This is a genomic window from Vibrio sp. Sgm 5 (assembly GCF_026241575.1).
GTDB lineage: Bacteria > Pseudomonadota > Gammaproteobacteria > Enterobacterales > Vibrionaceae > Vibrio > Vibrio jasicida.
Map to the genome: position 1 here is coordinate 1 of NZ_JAPHPY010000030.1, position 18,662 is coordinate 18,662.

13 protein-coding genes are annotated in these 18,662 nt (G+C 42.5%); 3 read left to right on the top strand and 10 right to left on the bottom strand.

The genetic code is table 11. The features are described 5' to 3' along the window. Positions 1 to 124: 124 nt before the first annotated feature. The 6 genes from OQJ86_RS16350 to OQJ86_RS16375 form a co-directional block, all read right to left on the bottom strand. Positions 125 to 3,895, bottom strand: coding sequence for a type I restriction endonuclease subunit R, EcoR124 family (locus tag OQJ86_RS16350; protein WP_265988401.1), 3,771 nt, complete (start codon positions 3,893 to 3,895; stop codon positions 125 to 127). 12 nt (positions 3,896 to 3,907) lie between these two features. After that, positions 3,908 to 5,068 (bottom strand): restriction endonuclease subunit S, encoded by a 1,161-nt coding sequence (locus OQJ86_RS16355; protein ID WP_265988402.1) that lies wholly within the window; start codon positions 5,066 to 5,068, stop codon positions 3,908 to 3,910. Position 5,069: 1 nt separating this feature from the next. Continuing rightward, positions 5,070 to 7,649, bottom strand: a complete 2,580-nt coding sequence (locus tag OQJ86_RS16360; protein ID WP_265988403.1) for a type I restriction-modification system subunit M — start codon at positions 7,647 to 7,649, stop codon at positions 5,070 to 5,072. A gap of 82 nt (positions 7,650 to 7,731) precedes the next feature. Then, positions 7,732 to 7,908: a methylation-associated defense system helix-turn-helix domain-containing protein MAD1 gene (mads1, locus tag OQJ86_RS16365; RefSeq protein ID WP_031781202.1), complete on the bottom strand. Its 177-nt coding sequence runs from the start codon at positions 7,906 to 7,908 to the stop codon at positions 7,732 to 7,734. Positions 7,909 to 10,110: 2,202 nt separating this feature from the next. Further along, entirely contained in the window at positions 10,111 to 10,503 is a 393-nt protein-coding gene (locus OQJ86_RS16370; RefSeq protein ID WP_265988404.1) for a hypothetical protein, read from the bottom strand. Between the two features lie 60 nt (positions 10,504 to 10,563). Beyond that, on the bottom strand, positions 10,564 to 10,740 hold the full coding sequence (locus tag OQJ86_RS16375; protein WP_265988405.1) for a hypothetical protein: 177 nt from the start codon (positions 10,738 to 10,740) through the stop codon (positions 10,564 to 10,566). Between the two features lie 221 nt (positions 10,741 to 10,961). Here OQJ86_RS16375 and OQJ86_RS16380 point away from each other — a divergent pair, with 221 nt between their 5' ends. Together OQJ86_RS16380 and OQJ86_RS16385 are read left to right on the top strand one after the other, a co-directional pair. Then, on the top strand, positions 10,962 to 11,726 hold the full coding sequence (locus OQJ86_RS16380; protein WP_265988406.1) for a DUF3944 domain-containing protein: 765 nt from the start codon (positions 10,962 to 10,964) through the stop codon (positions 11,724 to 11,726). Continuing rightward, complete coding sequence (locus OQJ86_RS16385) at positions 11,726 to 12,607, top strand: hypothetical protein (RefSeq protein ID WP_265988407.1); 882 nt, start codon at positions 11,726 to 11,728, stop codon at positions 12,605 to 12,607. The genes OQJ86_RS16380 and OQJ86_RS16385 overlap by 1 nt, the downstream gene beginning before the upstream one ends. Positions 12,608 to 12,937: 330 nt before the next feature. Here OQJ86_RS16385 and OQJ86_RS16390 read toward each other — a convergent pair whose 3' ends face one another. Beyond that, positions 12,938 to 15,280: a TOTE conflict system archaeo-eukaryotic primase domain-containing protein gene (locus tag OQJ86_RS16390; protein WP_265988408.1), complete on the bottom strand. Its 2,343-nt coding sequence runs from the start codon at positions 15,278 to 15,280 to the stop codon at positions 12,938 to 12,940. 165 nt (positions 15,281 to 15,445) lie between these two features. Between OQJ86_RS16390 and OQJ86_RS16395 the strand changes: the two genes are divergently transcribed. Then, on the top strand, positions 15,446 to 16,393 hold the full coding sequence (locus OQJ86_RS16395; RefSeq protein WP_265988409.1) for a competence protein CoiA family protein: 948 nt from the start codon (positions 15,446 to 15,448) through the stop codon (positions 16,391 to 16,393). 254 nt (positions 16,394 to 16,647) lie between these two features. Here OQJ86_RS16395 and OQJ86_RS16400 read toward each other — a convergent pair whose 3' ends face one another. From OQJ86_RS16400 to OQJ86_RS16410, 3 genes are all read right to left on the bottom strand, one after another. Then, the gene (locus tag OQJ86_RS16400) at positions 16,648 to 16,794 is read right to left on the bottom strand and encodes a hypothetical protein (RefSeq protein WP_265988410.1); all 147 of its coding nucleotides are present in this window, start codon (positions 16,792 to 16,794) and stop codon (positions 16,648 to 16,650) included. An 86-nt stretch (positions 16,795 to 16,880) separates the two neighbouring features. Further along, positions 16,881 to 17,330, bottom strand: coding sequence for a hypothetical protein (locus tag OQJ86_RS16405; protein ID WP_265988411.1), 450 nt, complete (start codon positions 17,328 to 17,330; stop codon positions 16,881 to 16,883). Beyond that, positions 17,317 to 18,555, bottom strand: coding sequence for a hypothetical protein (locus OQJ86_RS16410; protein ID WP_265988412.1), 1,239 nt, complete (start codon positions 18,553 to 18,555; stop codon positions 17,317 to 17,319). Before OQJ86_RS16410 ends, OQJ86_RS16405 begins: the two co-directional genes overlap by 14 nt. Positions 18,556 to 18,662 lie beyond the last annotated feature (107 nt).

The following is an 18,662-nucleotide window of genomic DNA, read 5'->3' on the forward strand; positions in this document are numbered from 1 at the left end:
ATCAGATCACACACACTTGAAAGAGTTCAAAAAAAATCCCCAAGCTACAAGCTTGGGGATTTGTGTATAAGAGACAGACCAAAGGCAGCCTCTCTGTCATAGGTACTAAGAAGTTAAAGGTAATTTAATGTTGCTTCTCTTTCCACTTAGCAGCAAGTTTTTCGTTAACTTTGAAGTCAATTACATTCGGAGAACGATCAATTAAATCTTGAGTATCCTGTGCTTGAATCTTTGCCTTTTTATTAGCCTTTAGGTGTTCAGGAATCAGAGTAAAGCCTGCTTTCAATGCCTTGCCTGCAACCCACTTTGAACCTTCCCATACCGCTGTTGTTACATAGGCAGCAGGATCAGATGCCGCGTCTACAAAAAATGCAACGAAAGTATCGTAAACGCTACCTTCTCTTGCTTCTTTAAGCGCCCACACAATACCACTCTGGCCTTCTTGATAAAGAGGAAGGTCAAGCTCCTTAGTAACCTGCTCAAGTTCTAGAAGTGCAGTCACGGTGATATCCAAAACGTCAGAAGAGACAACTCCTAGCGCTTTTAACTCGCCATAGCAGCTCATTGCTAATAGCGAAGCTGGGTTATCTAGATATGGCGCATCAGTTTTAAACGTAATTGAACCTAATTCAAGTGCCCCTGGTAGAGATTGCAGCTGGTCAGCGCGATAAAGCTTCACATCACCAATCATTAAAGGTTCTGGCTTCAATGACTGTTGAACATCATCGTTAACTGGCTCATCCACATTAAACACTTCCGACTGTTCAAAGATAAACGCTCTTAGGTGCTTATCGATGAGCATATTCATTTTAAATGGTGGAATCGTTCTTCCTTCCAACTGCTCAAAGAACGCTTTCGCTTTATCTCTGTTTACAGTGGATTTAAGAGTATCAAAACGCCCAAAACGATTAAGATTTTCTTCGTTGATTACCCCATTGGTGAGTTGCAACAATAAGTCTTTGTCTAACCCTAGCGCATTCACAATACCATCGATGCGGGCACGCTCTGCTTGGTTTTGATAGCGATTGATGTAATCTCTAAAGCTATTGCCTTCACTAAGGCGAGCGTCACCACGCTGCAAGTCATTTAAAAACAACCTAGCATATCGCTGCTCTTCTTGTGTGAGGGATGAGAACGACTGATGCAGCTCATTAAGCGTCCTCTCTGTCTCCTCTGCGCTAACACCACTGCTCAAAACTCGTAAATAACGCTCGAATCGACTATTCATGTAGTCCGAATCGATTCGACCCGTATCAATTTCAGTCAAATAACCCACGATATCGAATGGTATATCTGATTGTGAGCCGCTAGGATCGCGCTCACTTTGGCTTGCCAGTTCTCGGTATCGCAGAGCCAAACCAAGATACACTTGCTCACCACACTTTAGTGAATCATCTGTCCAATCTAGACCTTGAATTTTCGCTGCTTCAAGGTGCTTGTTGAAATCACGGTACAGTGCTGCAAATTTCGCACAGGCTTCATCATCTTCTGGCAGACACTCAAAATCTTGCACACCCGCATTGCTAAACACGGTTTGGATATCAGCAAATATTTCGTTCATCGCCTCAATGTTGCTTTCTAACTTATCCGCGAACAAGCCTAAAGGTTTATCTCCAGAATAGAGCTTCACCGCCTCATCAATATGGCGTTCCATTGTGTCTGGATAGCGATAATAACGAATGGTGCCATGCGGCTTGTCTGGACCAAACAAACGGTTTGTGCGTGAGAAAGCTTGAATAATATTCTGGTATTTGATCACCTTGTCTAAATAGAGCGTGTTCACCCATTTAGAGTCAAAACCCGTCAACATCTGGTCAACTACAATCATCAAATCAAGCTGTTTCTCTGGCTCTTTATGGATGCCTTCATACGGCTTTTTGTGCGACATCCGCGCCGCCATGTCTTGCTTGAACTTCGGGTGACGGCCGAAGTCGAAGTCTTGACCAAACATCGCGTTATAATCCGTCATAATCTCTTCAAGGCCGTCTGCCTTAAAGGTTGGACCGCGTTCTGCGCAGCCATCCACACTATTTTCCCCTTCATTGTTGATGTTAGGGTCAAATAACGCCGACACTTTAAGCTCAGGTTTGGCGGCTTTGAATCGACGATAGTAATCAATCGCTTCCGCAATACTGCTGGTTGCCAAAATGGCATGAAACTTATTCGCTTGGCTTAATACTTCCCACTGCTCGATGATATCTGCGACAACTTGTTCTTGATGCGTCTCAGTTTCATATTGAGTTTTTGGCACGTAGTCTTCAATGCCTTTTTCATAGCGACCATCAGGCAACTTTTGCCCAGCCAACGGCACATCGTTCATGAAATGGTTAAATTGGTCCTTCTTTTTAGAGTCTGCCATGGCCTCAGAGACCGTTTGCGCTTTTGCTTGCTGCAAAGCGACCGCTTGCCTTAGCTCCCGCTCTTTGAAGGTGCGTATTTTGTATGGATCAAAGCCCAACACATTTTTATCGCGGATACCGTCGGCAAGGCTATAACGGTGCAACTCATCGCCAAAAATATCGGGGGTGGTAGTGCCCTTTATCTCATTTTCACCTTGAATAGGTGTACCGGTGAAGCCAAAAAACAGCGCCTTAGGGAAGGTTTTTTTGATGATGGTTAGCATGTCACCAAAGGTTGAGCGGTGTGCTTCATCTATAATAAACACCATGCGCTTTTCACGAATGAGATCAATATCCGCTGAGTTGGTGGCAGTGCCTTGGTCGTCAACCGCTTCAAAGATATTGCTCATTTTTTGAATAGAGCTAACAATCAATGTCTCTTTGGGGTCTGAGCTTTTTAGCTTAGTGACCAACACATCGGTGTTTTCGGTGGCTTGCACCTCTTCTCTATCATCGGCAAAGTTGCGGTATTCTTTGAGTGACTGCGAACCAAGCTCGATGCGATCCATCAAGAACACCACTTTGTCGGCGTCGCGAGATTGAGCAATTAACTGAGCCGACTTAAAACTAGTCATGGTTTTGCCCGAGCCCGTAGTATGCCAAACATAACCACCAAGCCGATCAGCATTCGAGTTAATCTGTCGCCATTTAGTTTTCGCGACCTTATCAGAGATAGCATTAGCGGCGTAGTACTGATAACTACGCATCACCTTGAGCACCCCATCGGTATTATCCGCTACGGTGTAGAAACCAATCAGCTGATGTGCCATCGGAATCGAAAGCAGTTTTGACGCTACCTCTTTCCAGTGATTGACGGGGTCATTGTTCACATTGCCCCAATTAAATTGGTAATCAGGGTTGAACTTGCCATCGGCACCTGGGTTGGTGAAATACTTCGACTCTTCTGGCTGCATGGCAACAAACACTTGCACCAGTGAGAACAAACCGCTAAAGATCCCCTCCTTGGAGTACTTCTCAATTTGGTTCACTGCTTGGCTGACAGGAATGCCACTGCGTTTTAACTCAATGTGGAACACAGGCATGCCGTTGATCAGCAGCATAATGTCACCACGGCGATCATTACGCAGTGGGCTGCCACGCTCAAACTTAGGTTGCTGAACGATTTGATAACGGCTTTGCCCTGCTGCTATCTCTTGTCTGTCGTAGATCTTTAAGCTGACTTCTTTGCCCAAATGTTCTGGGTCATTCTCGTTGTCGCGCTTGATCGCCACGGTTTTACCGTTAATAAAGCCATTGAGCTTAAACGGCGTTTTAAGCTCTTTGATTTGCTCAATGATCTGCTGCATCTCACCGCTCGTGAGCGGCACATCGTTGAGGCGATCACGTTGGCGGTTGTTCTCAAATAAAATATTTGCCCAGTTTTGTAACAAATCGGCTTCGGTTTTGCTTTTAAGAACCTCATGCTCCCAGCCTTTATCAATCAGTACTTCGATAAAAGCTTTTTCAAAATCCGCTTCTCTTTTAAAAGTGGTCATCGGCTATCCTTGTTACACGAACATTTTATCTAGGCATGCTTGCTTGATGTTTTTGAGTTTGGTGACTTGTTGTTTGTGCTGGTTTATCAGTCTATCTAGTTTCTTTAAGTAATCACCGATAAGTATTTGTTCATCTCTGCAAGGCACCAAAACAACTTGATTTTTTACAATATCTGAATTCAGATTAACTTGACTACCTGGTTGACCATACTGCTGCCATTTTGACTCAAATGACTTTAACCATTGATACATGAATTCCATATCAAAGTTAGGCTGACGAAAGATAAGAAAGCCATCGTGAACTCCTGTTGATACATAGTTGATCACAGGTTTCCCCACACTAGCAGCTATACTCAACAAAAGGTGAGACTCATGTAGAACACGAGTTTTACTCTCACCTTCTTTTGATATCCTCTGCTCTAAATGATGAATTCTTCCATCTTGCTCAGTCACATCTCTAATACGTAGCCAACCAACTTTCGAGCTTTTATCGAACCATTTAGGATCATCTATTGGTCTTGGGCTAGCTCCACGAACAATATCAGCTAGCTCACGAATCTCCTTGCTTTCCCATTCTCCACTAAAACCATCAAAACGAATTTCAGGCACAGTTTCGCCTGCCTTTGGAAACATCTTTTCCAGCATGGCTTTTTTCAGGTTGCTGAACTTGTCGTGCTTTTGTTGGTGTTGGTTGATCAGAGTGTCAAGTTTTTGGAAGTAATTGCCGACCAACGATTGCTCTTTTATGTTCTTAGGGAAAGTAATATGTTGATCATGAACGTCATTTCTATTTAGAGTGGGTACTCCACTACCCGAGCCAAATCGTTTCAAATCTAGTTTAACGTAAAGGTAGAAAACGAATAGCGGCACATTCCCATGAAAGTTTGTAACCCATAACGATGTATTGTGAGGCCAATAATCAGATTCAATATAATGCAGGTTGCCAATCGTACCTGACCGTCCTGTAACAATGCCTGGGGCTTTTGATTTAAAAGTATTATGAAAGCCGTTAATCCCATTAGACATTACAACAGGATATTCACCCGATTTCATTTTGCTTTTGGGTAAATCAAAACCTCTTTGTAATGGGGCAATATTTGCTACTTTTTCGCAATACCATTCATTATAAAATCCTTCAAAGCGAACCTCTGGTACATTTTTTTCATTACTCATCTCATGCACCCTTCAGCAACTTAGTCAGTTCCGCCAAGCCCTGCATATCAAACTCCTTTCCTTTCAATTGACCCATCATTTCTGCTAGCTCATTTTCTGAAGTTTGAATATCACTCGCCACTTGGGAATAAGTCACGGCGTATTTGTCTGCAAGTGCTTGGACTTTATTGGTTAAGCGGTTAACGACCGCGCTTGGCATAGTGAGCAGCTCATCACATAACGGCGTGATCCATTTAAGCTCTAACAATTCATTCACTTGACTGTCAGTTAGTGCTTCAATTGTCTGTTTGGTTTTTAAGTGCAGTGCGGTTGTCGCTTCTTTAAAGGCTTTCTTGAGTTTTTTCTCTTCTTCAATCAGAGCGGCAACTTTAATGATTTTGGCTTCATAGCTCTCTTCATCAAATGATCCGTTTGCTTTCGCTAGCACCTTGGCTTCTTTGGTGACTTGTGCATTCACAAAGCCATCGTTCGATTCTTTGATGGTTTCCGCTTCTTTTTCATCTTCAGAGAGTGACTCTAAAATCTCCTCAAACAAAGAGGTGATCTCTGCTAAACGAGCATCTTGTTTGGCTAGGGCTAGCAGTTCATTGTTTAAGTGCGTTTTTTGTACCAAATCAAACGGCATAATGTGCCCTTTCCAACCGTCTTGCACTTCGGTCTCTTTGCCTTTGACTTTCTTGATGATCATATTCGGGTCAACCTGCGTGGTTGCCTTAAACCCTTCGGTTTGCATCATTTCAAGGTCGGCACTAATGATCTGCCACTGATCACTAAGCAGTTGGTAGGCTTGGTATTTATCTACCAAGGCAATCGGCTGCATACGCTTAAACAATTCAACACTCAATTGCGCTTGTTGTCGGTTGCGGTTAACGTCTTCCCAGCTATCAATTAAGGTGGTTTTTAGGTAGTCATCAAAGCCATCAAACGCTTGGTTGTATGCCTCAATAAACGCAAGCAGTTGTGGGTGCTGTGCAATCGTAGTTTGTACTTGGATCTTCTCAACCGCCAACTCGCTGTAGTCAGATGATTTCGCGCTAAACAGCGCATCATGAAGCTCTGGCAACGCATCCCAGTACTCCTTTAGGGCGGCTATTTCACGATTTGGAATACCACCTAGCATGGTCGCGTGAAGATCCCACGTTTCAGCAGCGGGTGAAGAGTCCACATAGCGCGGAATATTGAGGTTGTACTCATTTTGTTGAATGGTTTTCTTGCTAACCACTTTCGAGAACTTGGCATTATCTTGGCGATGAATAACGGCATCGATGATGCGCTTGATGTCTGAGTCTTGCAGTTTGTTATTTTTGCCTTCCTTTACAAAGTGCTTCGAGGCATCCACAATCAGTACGTCGTTGTTTTCACGCTTCTGCTTGAGCACCAAAATCACAGTTGGGATACCCGTACCAAAGAAGATGTTGGCTGGTAAGCCGATGATGGCATCAATATGGTTGTTCTCGATCAGTTGCTTGCGGATCTCGCCCTCTTCACCACCACGGAAAAGCACACCGTGTGGCAGTACAATGGTCATAATGCCATCTGGCTTGAGGTGGTATAAGTCATGCAATAGAAACGCAAAGTCGGCTTTAGTTTTTGGTGCTAGGCCAAAGCGTGCGTAACGCGGATCGTTCTCTTTGTTTTCTGGGTCCCACTTTTGTGAATACGGCGGGTTAGAGACCACTGCATCCACATACAGAGGTTGGTAAGACTCTTGTGGATTGCTTTCATCAAAGTATGGCCAGTCATCTTCTAGCGTATCACCGTTACGGGTGGTGATGTTATCTGGCAAAATACCACGCATGATCAGGTTCATACGAGTTAAGTTGTAGGTGCTTTGCTTAAGCTCTTGAGCGTAGTATTTGATGTCATCTTTGCTCTTAGCGTATTTGGCCACTGAGCTACCGATGTTAATCAACAATGAGCCCGAACCACTGGTTGGATCGTAAATCTCAATCTCATCTTTATGTTTGAGCTCATGCGCGGTGATTTCAGACATCAATAGCGAGACTTCATGCGGCGTATAGAACTCGCCCGCTTTTTTGCCCGCATTGGCGGCAAACTTTTCAATCAGATATTCATAGATGTAACCCAGCACATCATAGCCAAGATTACCCGTCATCGGGATGGCTTTAATGAGGTGAAGTAAGTCGCTGATTGCTTTGGTTCGCTTACCAGAGGTTTCCCCCAGTTTGCTTAGCCCCGTTTCTAACGTGGTGAATATACCTTCAAACAGTTTTTTGTGTTTTTTATTGATTAGACGGTTAAAGGCTGACAGTGCATCGCGAACATTCGACTCATCAAACTCTGTGCTTGAATCCACCCAAGTCGAGAATAGGTTGTCATAAGCAATGAAGTACCCTTTCTCTCTTCGAATATAATCTACTGTTTCTGTGTCATCTTCGACCAATGCTTTGATGTCATCCTGTGTCATCCCTTGCTCGATAAGGAAGCTTACTTGGGTATCGCTCAGATATTTGTAGAAAATGAAGCCTAAGATGTAGTCTTTGTATTCATTGGCTTCGATTTTTGAACGCATCTGGTTTGCTGATTCCCAGATTTTTGCTGCTAGTTGTTGTTTATTCATGTTCTGCTCAATTCATTTCTACTGTTGGTCGACTTTGAAAAGATAGTCGCCCATTGAAGTAATTCGGTATTTTTGAGATTAGTCAGTCTTGGCTTTTTTGTTCTTCTATCCACGCTTCAAGGTCTTCACGTTTGAAGCGCCAAGAACCGCCGACTTTGAAACCAGGAAGCTTTCCTTCGCTTGCTAATCTGTATGCTGTTTTTTCGGCCAACTTTAGGTAAGCAGCCACCTCTTTCAAGGTTAAAATTTGGTCTACCATTCAGAGTGTTATCTCATGTTGGTTTTATTGTTCAGAGTTAATAATGAGAGAATATGAGAAAATTGGGAAATGGACAATGATATAGGTAGCGCATTGTGCACGGCTTCTAATTAGTTGGTTACATAGCAACCTCTCTGGTTAACAAGCGCTCTTTAATCCACTTCTCCACTTGACCTTCCCCACTGGCAATTCCCCGTTACCGCAAGAGTACATATGCGGAAACAATAATTCTTCTCTGTTGCCGTAAATGGTTGTGCGGGCAGCTTCAAACTCTTCCTACAAAAGGGGGCTCCAGTATGGACACTTGTTTGTAATGAATTGGTTTGTGCTCATATGTGAAGATTCAGAGAGAAACTGTTCGATAAAGCCACGGCTTATACCTTGCTGGTTACTGCTTTTAAGATGTTCAGTACAAGACTGGTAACACCAATATCAAAGTATCTAGATGAGAAGGAGCAAAGCTTTAGAAGTAACAGTGCCTTTAAAACCCAGTTAGGGAGAAATCCTAGGGGGAAAAGTGCCACTAAAACCAAGTTCAGGAGAAAACCTAGGGAAAAAGTGCCACTAAAACCAACTTCAGGAGAAAACCTAGGGGAAAAGTGCCACTAAAACCAACTTCAGGAGAAAACCTAGGGGAAAAGTGCCACTAAAACCAACTTCAGGAAAAAACCAAGGGGAAAAGTGCCACTAAAACCAACTTCAGGAAAAAACCAAGGGGAAAAGTGCCACTAAACCAATCAATCGGAATCATCATCTAAATTGCATCACATAGAAGACCGTCGATCCTCCACCTAAAAAACAATTTAATTCAATCACTTGCCTTTATGTGTTAAATCCTGGATCTGCTCATTACTTTATGACCTCTTTCAAACTTAGTTGAGTGTTGAGTTTCAAGAGTGTCACTAAAATTCTCTCAGGAATCCCACTAAAAAGCCCCTTTCAATCAGTAACTTAACTATCAATAAATCAGTCCCAAAATTGACTATTGCTTCATCTCTCATTAGAATTTTAATTAGAGTTGGATTTCAGGAGTGCCACTAAAATTTTCTCAAGAGTGCCACTAAAAAGTCCATTATAATCAGTGGTTTATTTATCGCTAAATCAGTCCCAAAATTGACTGTTGCTTCATCTCTCATTAGAGCTTTAATTAGGGTTGGATTTCAGGAGTGCCACTAAAATTTTCTCAGGAGTGCCACTAAAAAGTTAATTATAATCAGTAGTTTACTTATCACTAAATCAGTCCTAAAATTGACTGTTGCTTCATCTCTCATTAGAGCTTTAATTCGGGTTGGATTTCAGGAGTGCCACTAAAATTTTTTCAGGAGCGCCACTAAAAAGTCCCTTCTAATCAGTGGTTTATTTATCACTAAATCAGTCCCAAAATTGACTGTTGCTTCATCTCTCATTAGAACTTTAATTAGGGTTGGAAAAGTACAGATGCGGATCCCGACATGAAATGGGCTTCATTAACACAAGTTCACCCACATACGAAGAGTGTCATAGATTTTTAAGTGTATATGTACAGAGAGCAGAGTACTGTGAGAGGAACTTGCACGGGCGTGAGAGAAAGTTGCGTTATTGTGAGTTGTTTTTTTTGCAAGCAACTGACTGCTACAACCCAAATAGAAGAAATACGTCTATTGTTCCTTATACTAGTATTATAATCATATTACTAGTTCTAATGGTTATAATAGTTATAACACACTTTCGATTGCTTATCAAAAAAACATCTATAAAAACAACAACTTAATTTGACATATTGAAATATTTTAAGCAGATTCCCTGATGAAAATCACTTCCGAACAATGATCCACCAAGTTCATTCCTTGCTTTGTTTGATTGTTAGAACCAAAGCCATCTGATTGCATTCATACTCATCATATACCAGCATGACAAAGTCATGCTGAACTCAAACCAAACAAAATTCGAGTTTTGACCAAAGTCACTGTAAAAAATAACCCCTGGATCACTTGCCCGTCTTTGACGGGGCCTAAAAAGCGCGGAGCCCCGAGGAGCGCGTTTACTTAGTTTGTACCTACCTCATGAGATGAGAACACTTTTAGATCTCAATTTGACAGCTTGAACTTAACCTAGATCAGTTGCTTTTGAGCTATTGATTCAGATGAAAAGCCAAGTGCTCGATACCCTTTTTCTCGCTTGTTGAACATCCTGAGCAGCATTGGAATTTTTGGTCGCACACTTTCATTTTTCATGGTTGAATTTCATCTTATCCTTACATTCAGACAAGTACTTAAAGGGGAACGGCTTTACAGTGGCTAACTTATTACGGACGAAATAGCTTTTGGTCAAAGCTTCGAGGTACTCATTGTGCCCGCCTTTCAACGAGTAATTGAGCATGACTTCTGTCTCATCAAAATACCCATCAATCAGTGCTTGTTCTGCGCTCGAGCGGTAGCCAATTTTGGCAGCTTTGAGGTCTTCTTTGTAAAACTCTGCCTGCAAAGGGTGCGTCTCCAGCATGGACACTAGCTTGTCGTGGATTGGAGCATGTTCATAAGCAGTATCAGAGAGGAAACGCTCGATAAACCCACGGCTTATCCCGTGTTGGTTACTTTTCTTTAAGAGCTCAAGCACTTCAAAAAGTTTGGCGGCATCCGGAATAGCAGCGATTCCTTCATGAACAATGGTGCAAATTTAAGGGGGTTGCTGCGCCATGTCGATCACGTAGTTTAGCGTTTCAAAATAACGCTGCTTTTCAGGCAGTTCGATACCGAGATCATCAAAATAAAATTCATCCCGCAGTTTGCCAATGCAACCAGTGCTGAACAGCGCCGCATTGAGAAAGAGCTTAAAGCTATCGATAAGAAGCAATCTGAACTTCGCGCTTTCGATGAAGAGCTTAAGCATTTAGCGGAAATGAATATTTCTATCGATTTGGACGATGGCGTCAAAGAAAATTACGGGAAATTTGGTAACTTACTAGCTGAGGTAAAATCGATTCACGACAAGGCACCAAAAGCCTATTAACAAATAGAATATTGTATTTTGCGGGCCTCTTTGAAGACCAGCTTTTTATTATTGAGCAAATCTAAATGACAAATAACTACAGAGATGATCAAGATCTCGCTGGCCCATTGCAGTACGCCAGCAATGACATGCTAGAGGTGCTAGTGCAGTACCTTACCAAGAACCAGAAAGGTCAAAAGCGATTTACTGAACAGCTGACTATTCACCCCGAGTTTGTTGCCGCCAACGGTGATTTGACCAAAGCCTGGCGAGCTATCGCAGCTGAAATTCAATACTATGGCGGCGACAGCGTGGCTAATATGGTTAGGCGCAAAGGTACACATTACCGCGACATTCTGAAAGATGTGTGCAAGAAGCAGAAAGTCAAAGCGGACTTTAAAAATGATCCCGTCGTAGAAATTGAGAAAAAGCTCATCTCAAAGCTGTTTGAGGACATGTGGGCAAAGCTGGATTCAAAACAACGCGAATTGATTGCGCAAGAGCTGGAACTCGACACAACCAAGACTGGTCCTGAAACAATTCGGGAAATCCTTAAGCAATTAGACTCTTCTAACGACAAAAAGACTGTTTATTCAGTGAGCATGATCCTCGCCAGCTCTTATGCGTCCAGCCTGCTTGGCTCTTTAGGTGCTTTGTCACCCACAGCCTTCTTTATGTTCGGCGGCGCTCGAGTGGCCCCTGTCTTTGCAGGCCCGATAGGCATTGCACTGGCGGCATATTTTACACTAGCCTCAGTCACTGGCCCCGCTTATAGAATTACCCTCCCCTGTGTTGTGCAAATCGCTGCGATGCGTCAACAAATGCTTAAACCTGAAACGGATCTATTCTAATGGAAACAGTATTTACTTTTGATTGGGAAAAAGTTTACACAACGGTCAAAGACGGTCTTGCCTCGGGAGATGTCACCCTGAGAGATGGCGTCGCCTATTGGACGGAGCAATCAGGCAAGTCGGGTATCGTACAACATATGCCTTTGAAAGAAGTGATCTTGGAGAGTGAAAAAGCTGGAAACCTCGCTGCTCTCATCCAATCCAGCCATGCCACGCAGCTTGCCGCCATCGGTCTTTCAACCACCATTATCGTCGGTGCTATCGTGGTTCAAACCATGTACTTAGCAAAGAAAATCGACAAGCTTCAGCAAACCATAGATGTCATATCGGAAGATATTGATGCGCAAAACATTCTTTTTTATCTAAATAAGTTGTCTCGTTACTTCGGAACCGTTGAGTCGGCTCGCGTGATTCTGTTAGATAAAATGCTGGTTTCGGAAACCAGAGACATTGCGCCAACGCTTATTACTGAGTTGGCGGTACAAAGAAATGAAGTGTTAGCTCTCATCGATAATTTGATCGCGTTTGCCGATAAAGCGACTGAACGTCACTTAGAGCATATGCTTGAATTCATCACATTGATGATGGATATCATGCCAAAAGCAATCTACATCGAAAGTCAGCTTTGCGACCGTTTTGAGAAATTCAGACTGTCCGAACACCTGATGCGCGAAAGCGGAAAGCGCTACAACCATACCCTCCAAGACTTTCGCACCTGGTGTAACAGCAAAGCGAAAACTGCCATATCAGGAACTAACGATCCAATAGCCATTGCGTTCCACGAAAAGAGAAGTATGTTGCTAGACCTTTTCAACGCTGAACACAATCAGCTTCTACTCCAAGAACTGAAGACTCCTAGTCTTCAACACGTTACTCGCTAAACTCTCACCTAAACTAAACAGGGGATTTTTTCCCTGTTTTAAATCACTCTCATCAGTACCCAGCACAGACGAAATCCACCGTAAGTATTACAATTCGCGCCATATTGTCAAAAAGCACTCAGCCCTTTCGGATACAAATGAACATCAGCCAAATTTATCAGGCCCTCCTTAAAAAATTTGAACAGTTCCGTATTGTGTTCTGGCAAGACTCGAACTAAGAGTTTTCAGACAAGCTCAATAAAATTGAGCTTGAAGATATTCAAATCATCAAGTTGGATTTCCCATATCCCTCTCGAGTTGTACGTACAACAAATTATAGATTAGGGCTAGCTAAATTAGGTTAGTTTGCCACGCCTTCTGATCCTTATCGAAGAACCCTAGTGCTCGATACCCTTTTTCTCGTTTTTTGAACATCCTGAGCAACATTGGCATTTTTGCATCAATATAGTCGATCACTTTCACCTCCTCTTTTCCTTTGTAATCTCGCTGTATTCGCCCTACATATTGGATTAACGAACCTTTCCAAGACACTGGCAGCGCCAATATCAAAGTATCTAGGCGTGGAAGGTCAAAGCCCTCTCCGACAAAACGTCCTGTAGCAACAATGACTTGTGTACTGCCTAGCTTCGACATCACCTCAGCTTGCTGCTTTTTCTTCATCGAACCTACTAATATTTGATGTGTGATCCCCACATCATTAAGCAAACCAGCAATGATATTAGCGTGCTCTCTCCGCTCGGTTAACACGATCGGAACTCGGCCATTGGAGACCTCTTTTTGAATTCCCTCGACAATGGTGGCGTTACGTATAGGGTGAAGCATTAACCAGCGATAAATCTCAGAAATATGAGGTTTAGGGTCATTCGAAGACAAATGTAATGGCACTTCGAGGTTCAGCTCTCGGCAATCTAGTACCTGAGCAAACTGGTTGTTACGGTCTGACTTTATGGTATGCCTTACTCTACCGGCTTGCATAAATATGATCGGTTGATGCCCATCTCGCCTTTCAAGTGTTGCACTGATCCCAACGACGTACTTCGCATGCGCTTCAGATAACACCTGCTCATATTGAGGTGCTGATAGATGGTGGCATTCATCCACAATGATTTGACCATATTTTTTCACCAGTGCATGAACACTGTTGTCGCTTCTGTTGATCAAACTTTGATAAGTCGCAATATCAACTTGTCCAGTCGGTTTCTTCTTGCTTCCTGTATATACGCCGATATCGATACCTTGAGTGAACGCTTTTAAGCGCTCCTGCCACTGGTCAACAAGCTGCTTGTTATGCACTAAAACCAGAGTATTGACTCCTCGCCTTTGTATTAGACCAATTGCTGTTACCGTTTTACCAAAGGCCGTTGGAGCGTGAAGAACACCAATATCATGCTGCATTAGCTCATCAATCGCTTTACTTTGCGCTGAGCGCAAAGAGCCAACAAATGTCATGTCCGTTAGCGCCTGACCAACAAAACGATTATCCGTAACTTGGAGAGCAATCCCTAATTCTAAGCAAATAGCCTGTAAGTCATCCCAACACCCCCTCGGCAAGCTCAAGTAACCACTGTCTAATTCCGCCAAGCATATAAAACGCGCAATTCCGTTGGTCGACAAACGCAACCCTTGGGCTTTGAAAAACTTAGGATTCGAAAAGGATGCCAATTTTTTAAACTGAGCAATTAGAGGATTCGGAACTTGGTTTATCGGTAAGTACAATCGGTTGGCTAGAACGATGTCTAACGCCTTAGGTTTGTCTGGGATGGCAGCGCTTGTGTTGACTGTTCGTTCCCATGGCTTGATTGATGCGCCATCTTCACCATCATTTCGATGGTCAACTCTGCTTTCGAGAAGTAATTCTATTTTCTCAATAGATAGTCGTCCCGTCGACGCTAACACCTCCCATTGATCAGGGTATGGTGTAAAAGAGTGATCAACAAACACCGAGTTTCCATTTAAACGAGCTTGTTTTTGTAACGGCAAAGCAATCAGATTACCAATTCCCCCGATAGGTAGTACGTCTTGATTGGGGAATAGGCGGTCATAGGAATCAAATGACAAAGCACCATGAATTTTCATGGCTTCATCAAGTAAATAGAACCCTAATTGTCGAGCTACTTTTGCGTCAGTCTCCTGTACAAAGAAAATCCAGACATGTGCCCCCTGACCAGAGCGAGATCGTTCTAATAAACAATCGATGCCTTTTAGTTTGCACACTTCGACATAAGCAAGAGAGGCTTCTTGCCAATCACTTTTATCAAAATCAACCGCTAGTAACCAACAGGTATTGTTCGCCAGCATAGGATACAAACCAACAACCTCTTTGCCAGTAAGGTGGGCATACATAGCATCGTCACCTAACGGCTTGAATGCTTGGTTGGGGCATTCCAAACACTTTACTTTAGGTTTACCGCATACACCTTGATGCCACTCATTTTCGCAAGCAATCGCATAACCACTTCTACCTTGTTGGTTCTGCCACCTATGCGCATAGCATTGAGTATTGCCTTTAAAATAACTCTGATAGATAGACAGTTTTTGCTGAGGTGACATTTCACATGCAGCTTCCTTGTCAATCGCTTCCTGCGTCAATAGACGCTGCTTCTGCTGTTCAAGTTGAGCCAGCTCCTTTTTTAGCTCATGAATCTTTTGTTCAATTAGCTCAAGCTCATCCATATCTAGCCCCGACAATTACATCACTTTCATGCAGTTAATAATCGATTGTATAAAAGACAATACGAAAACAAAGGCACAATTCATAACCTATCTAACATATTTATAAAGCATTCTTGCCTAAAATCAGTACATACCGTCGCTAAATTGAGAGTTATTCACGCTTTGATGCTGCTTCAACATGTGCCTTTCGGCTTAAGAATCCAAGATCAGACATTCGTTGATGTCGCTGATGTTGTGCGAGGGAAGAATTGCGGCTGTATATGCCCTTCTTGCCACATGCCACTGATTGCGAGACAAGGTAAAGAAAAGCAATGGCACTTTGCTCATGCGAGCCGCAAGGTTGAAGGAACTGACAAAGAATGTGATTTTTCTTTTTTTGTTTCTGTGCGCATGATGGCGAGACAAGTGATAGAAACGGGTATATCAATTGTTCTTCCTGAGTACAGAAGTTCTCTAACAAAACAAGCGAAAGGAAAGTGTTTCACAGAAGATTTTTTGGTTGCTAAATCATCCACCATCTTACTTGATAACGTCGATAAAGAAGCTTTATTTGAGAAATGTATTGTGGATGTAATGGGCAAAGTCGGTGAATTCAGCTTTGTTATTTATTTCACCCACCCAAACCGTCCACTTCCAAATGAATTGCTCACACCACATAACAGGCAATGCGGTGTGCTCGAAATCAAGCTGGATGATACACATCACCTATTTACACGCGATAAAGTGTCAGGGACTCGGCAACTGGACAAACTAAAAGATTACCTTCAAAACGATGTCGAATCTAAAGTGTGGGTATTTCATCCGCGCTACGCTCAGTTGGAACAAGAAGCGACTGAGCGATTATCCTTAAAGGCATCTCAGTACACACCACGACCTACTCCGAGCTTTCGTAATGACCAATATCGTCATCGCAACCAGAGGAATGTCAACCTTCACAGATCCGACTCATGGCAATCAACAACGAAAGCTGTCCCACCTACACCTATACCAAAACGTTCAGCTCAATTTGAGTGCATCATGTGTCAATGCCAGTGGCAAGTTACGCTACCTAGTACACCAATCTGCCCTAAATGCCATAGTCACCTATACGCAAGTGAGGTGTCATCAAGATAAGAACCACATCAAGCGTTCATTTTATTCTTCTGTTCATTTTTTATGAACAAACCAAAAAAATGAACACAGCCAAATACTATTCTTAGTTTTTGATTCTCAAGACTGGCACTCTGAAAACGGCTAATGAGTAGTTAAAGTTACATAATCAAACCAAAACCCACACAATGAGTAGCAAAGGTGTCAAAGGCCTAGTTACTTATATGGCCTAACATACAACGATAGTGAAGTAATCATTCACGCAGAATAATCCATTTCTATACCGACTCGCAGCGAACACCAATCAGCAAACCACTGTCTTTCATAGCAGACAAGTTAACTTCGTAATCGGTGGATTTAGTGTTGGCAAGGTTAGGCTTGAGATTGTTTAGAAATGCAGTGGTGAGACGTTGTAATTTGCTCATTTAACCTCCTGAATGTCTTGGGTTATTCAGGAAGTTAATATGAGTTTCAAGGGTGGTTTATTACGGGATAATGCTAAAGCTTCCTATCACATCAAAGGTTTTGTTTTTAAGTAAACTTCGTGTCTACCAAATGCGGAAAATCGACTATCTTCCTTGCTAAATACGTAGCCATTTTTTTCAAGCTCGCCAGTCATCCATTGATAAGTAGCAAACGCTGAAACTAATCCCAAAACAGCAAATAAGCCGACAATTTTCACAGTCAACCTCTGTCCTCTTTCCCCCCAAACCGTATCTGTCCGCTTACCAGTTATGATAGCGATTGAAAACGCTACTATAAAATACCCTATTGCCCCTAAGAAGCCGACAGGAACCCATAATGCGTAAACATTAATATCAACGATACTATTTTTCTGAAAGATGTCATTAATAGTATGAAAAACATCTATCGACAGTGCCCCCCAAGCGCCCAACAAGAATACCAATAAGACAATCGCTGAACAGATCACTTTTGTTCTATTTAACTCAACTGGTTGCATCTTTTAGCCCTTCAACAACTTTATCCGATATTTTCCACTCATCGAAAATCCAATCTACGAACACTGAAACTAAGATAGCAGTAACAACACCAACAACAATAGGCGATCCTAGTATTCCACCGATAGCCAAAATTGCAGCCTCACCAGCCCCAAAAGCAATCAAGGCTTTGAACATATCAACACCGACATTTCCAAACCAATCAACCAAATGAAACTCATCATTAAATACCAGTTCGTTAGTATTGATTGCCGCTGATAATACAAATGTAACAAGAGCACCACCTTTAGCTGCGGTAGCACGACTTTGAGGGGTTAAGCCAAGCTGAATCACTTTAGGGTTGCTTGTTCTATATTTATGACCGTTGACTTTGAGGCGAACCCCATTAACTAATACATGCCTTAAGACTCTGTCGGAATTATTCTTTGTTGTAATCGCAATATACTCTTTCCCTTTACTCTCGAAAACAGCAGCTTTTACACCAATATCACCAAACTGTTTCACTAACTCATACGTCTTGTAGATAGCAACACCATGCCCCGCCCACGAATTAGCTTTATCAACGGTTTTAAGAGCATCAGTCCCGTCTTCTTCCCAAAGACTTACCAAGGTATCGTAAGCATCCTCAGGTGTTAGTATGATCGCTTTTTTGTGATTGGCTTCAAGCTCCCTCTTCAAAATAATTTCATACTCTTCACCTGTAGTGAAGTTATACGGTGGCCAATACAAATTATCAGGGTTTACGACAGGAACAGATTTCATCGCAGCTTCAGCATTAGCTAATTCTTGATTCATAACTTGGACAGCTAAACGTGAACCGTCAGGTGTTTTAGGCGAAACATTCACAAGGGGATTACGAACCATTCTAGGGTTAACTGCCTTTGCCCTTTCATGCTCATACAAAGCAACAGCTTCATCATAACTCACACCATATTCATTATTCTGCCAAGTCATTGAGTGCCTTGGTGGAAATGGATACCCCTTGCCATCATGGGAATTAGGATCCACAACTTTCTTTGGAGTATCTCGATTTACGGGATTACGTCTTATGTGCTGATCTTCTTCACTTTGAGCATGGAACGCTTCAATAGCCTCATCATAGCTCATTGAAGCATCACGCCAGTACCAGTCATGGTGCCTAGGTGGGAAAGGGTAGTTATAGTCGTAGTGATGTTCTCGCTCTGACTTTAGAGAGGGATTCGAGTCTTCCATAGCAAAACGTTTCATTGGTTACTTTTTTATTCATAGCATTATATGAAACACTGACGCCCAAAGAGCGCCTAAAAACATAGGCCAAACAACTATTTAACCTGTTATTTTGCCTAAAACTAAAG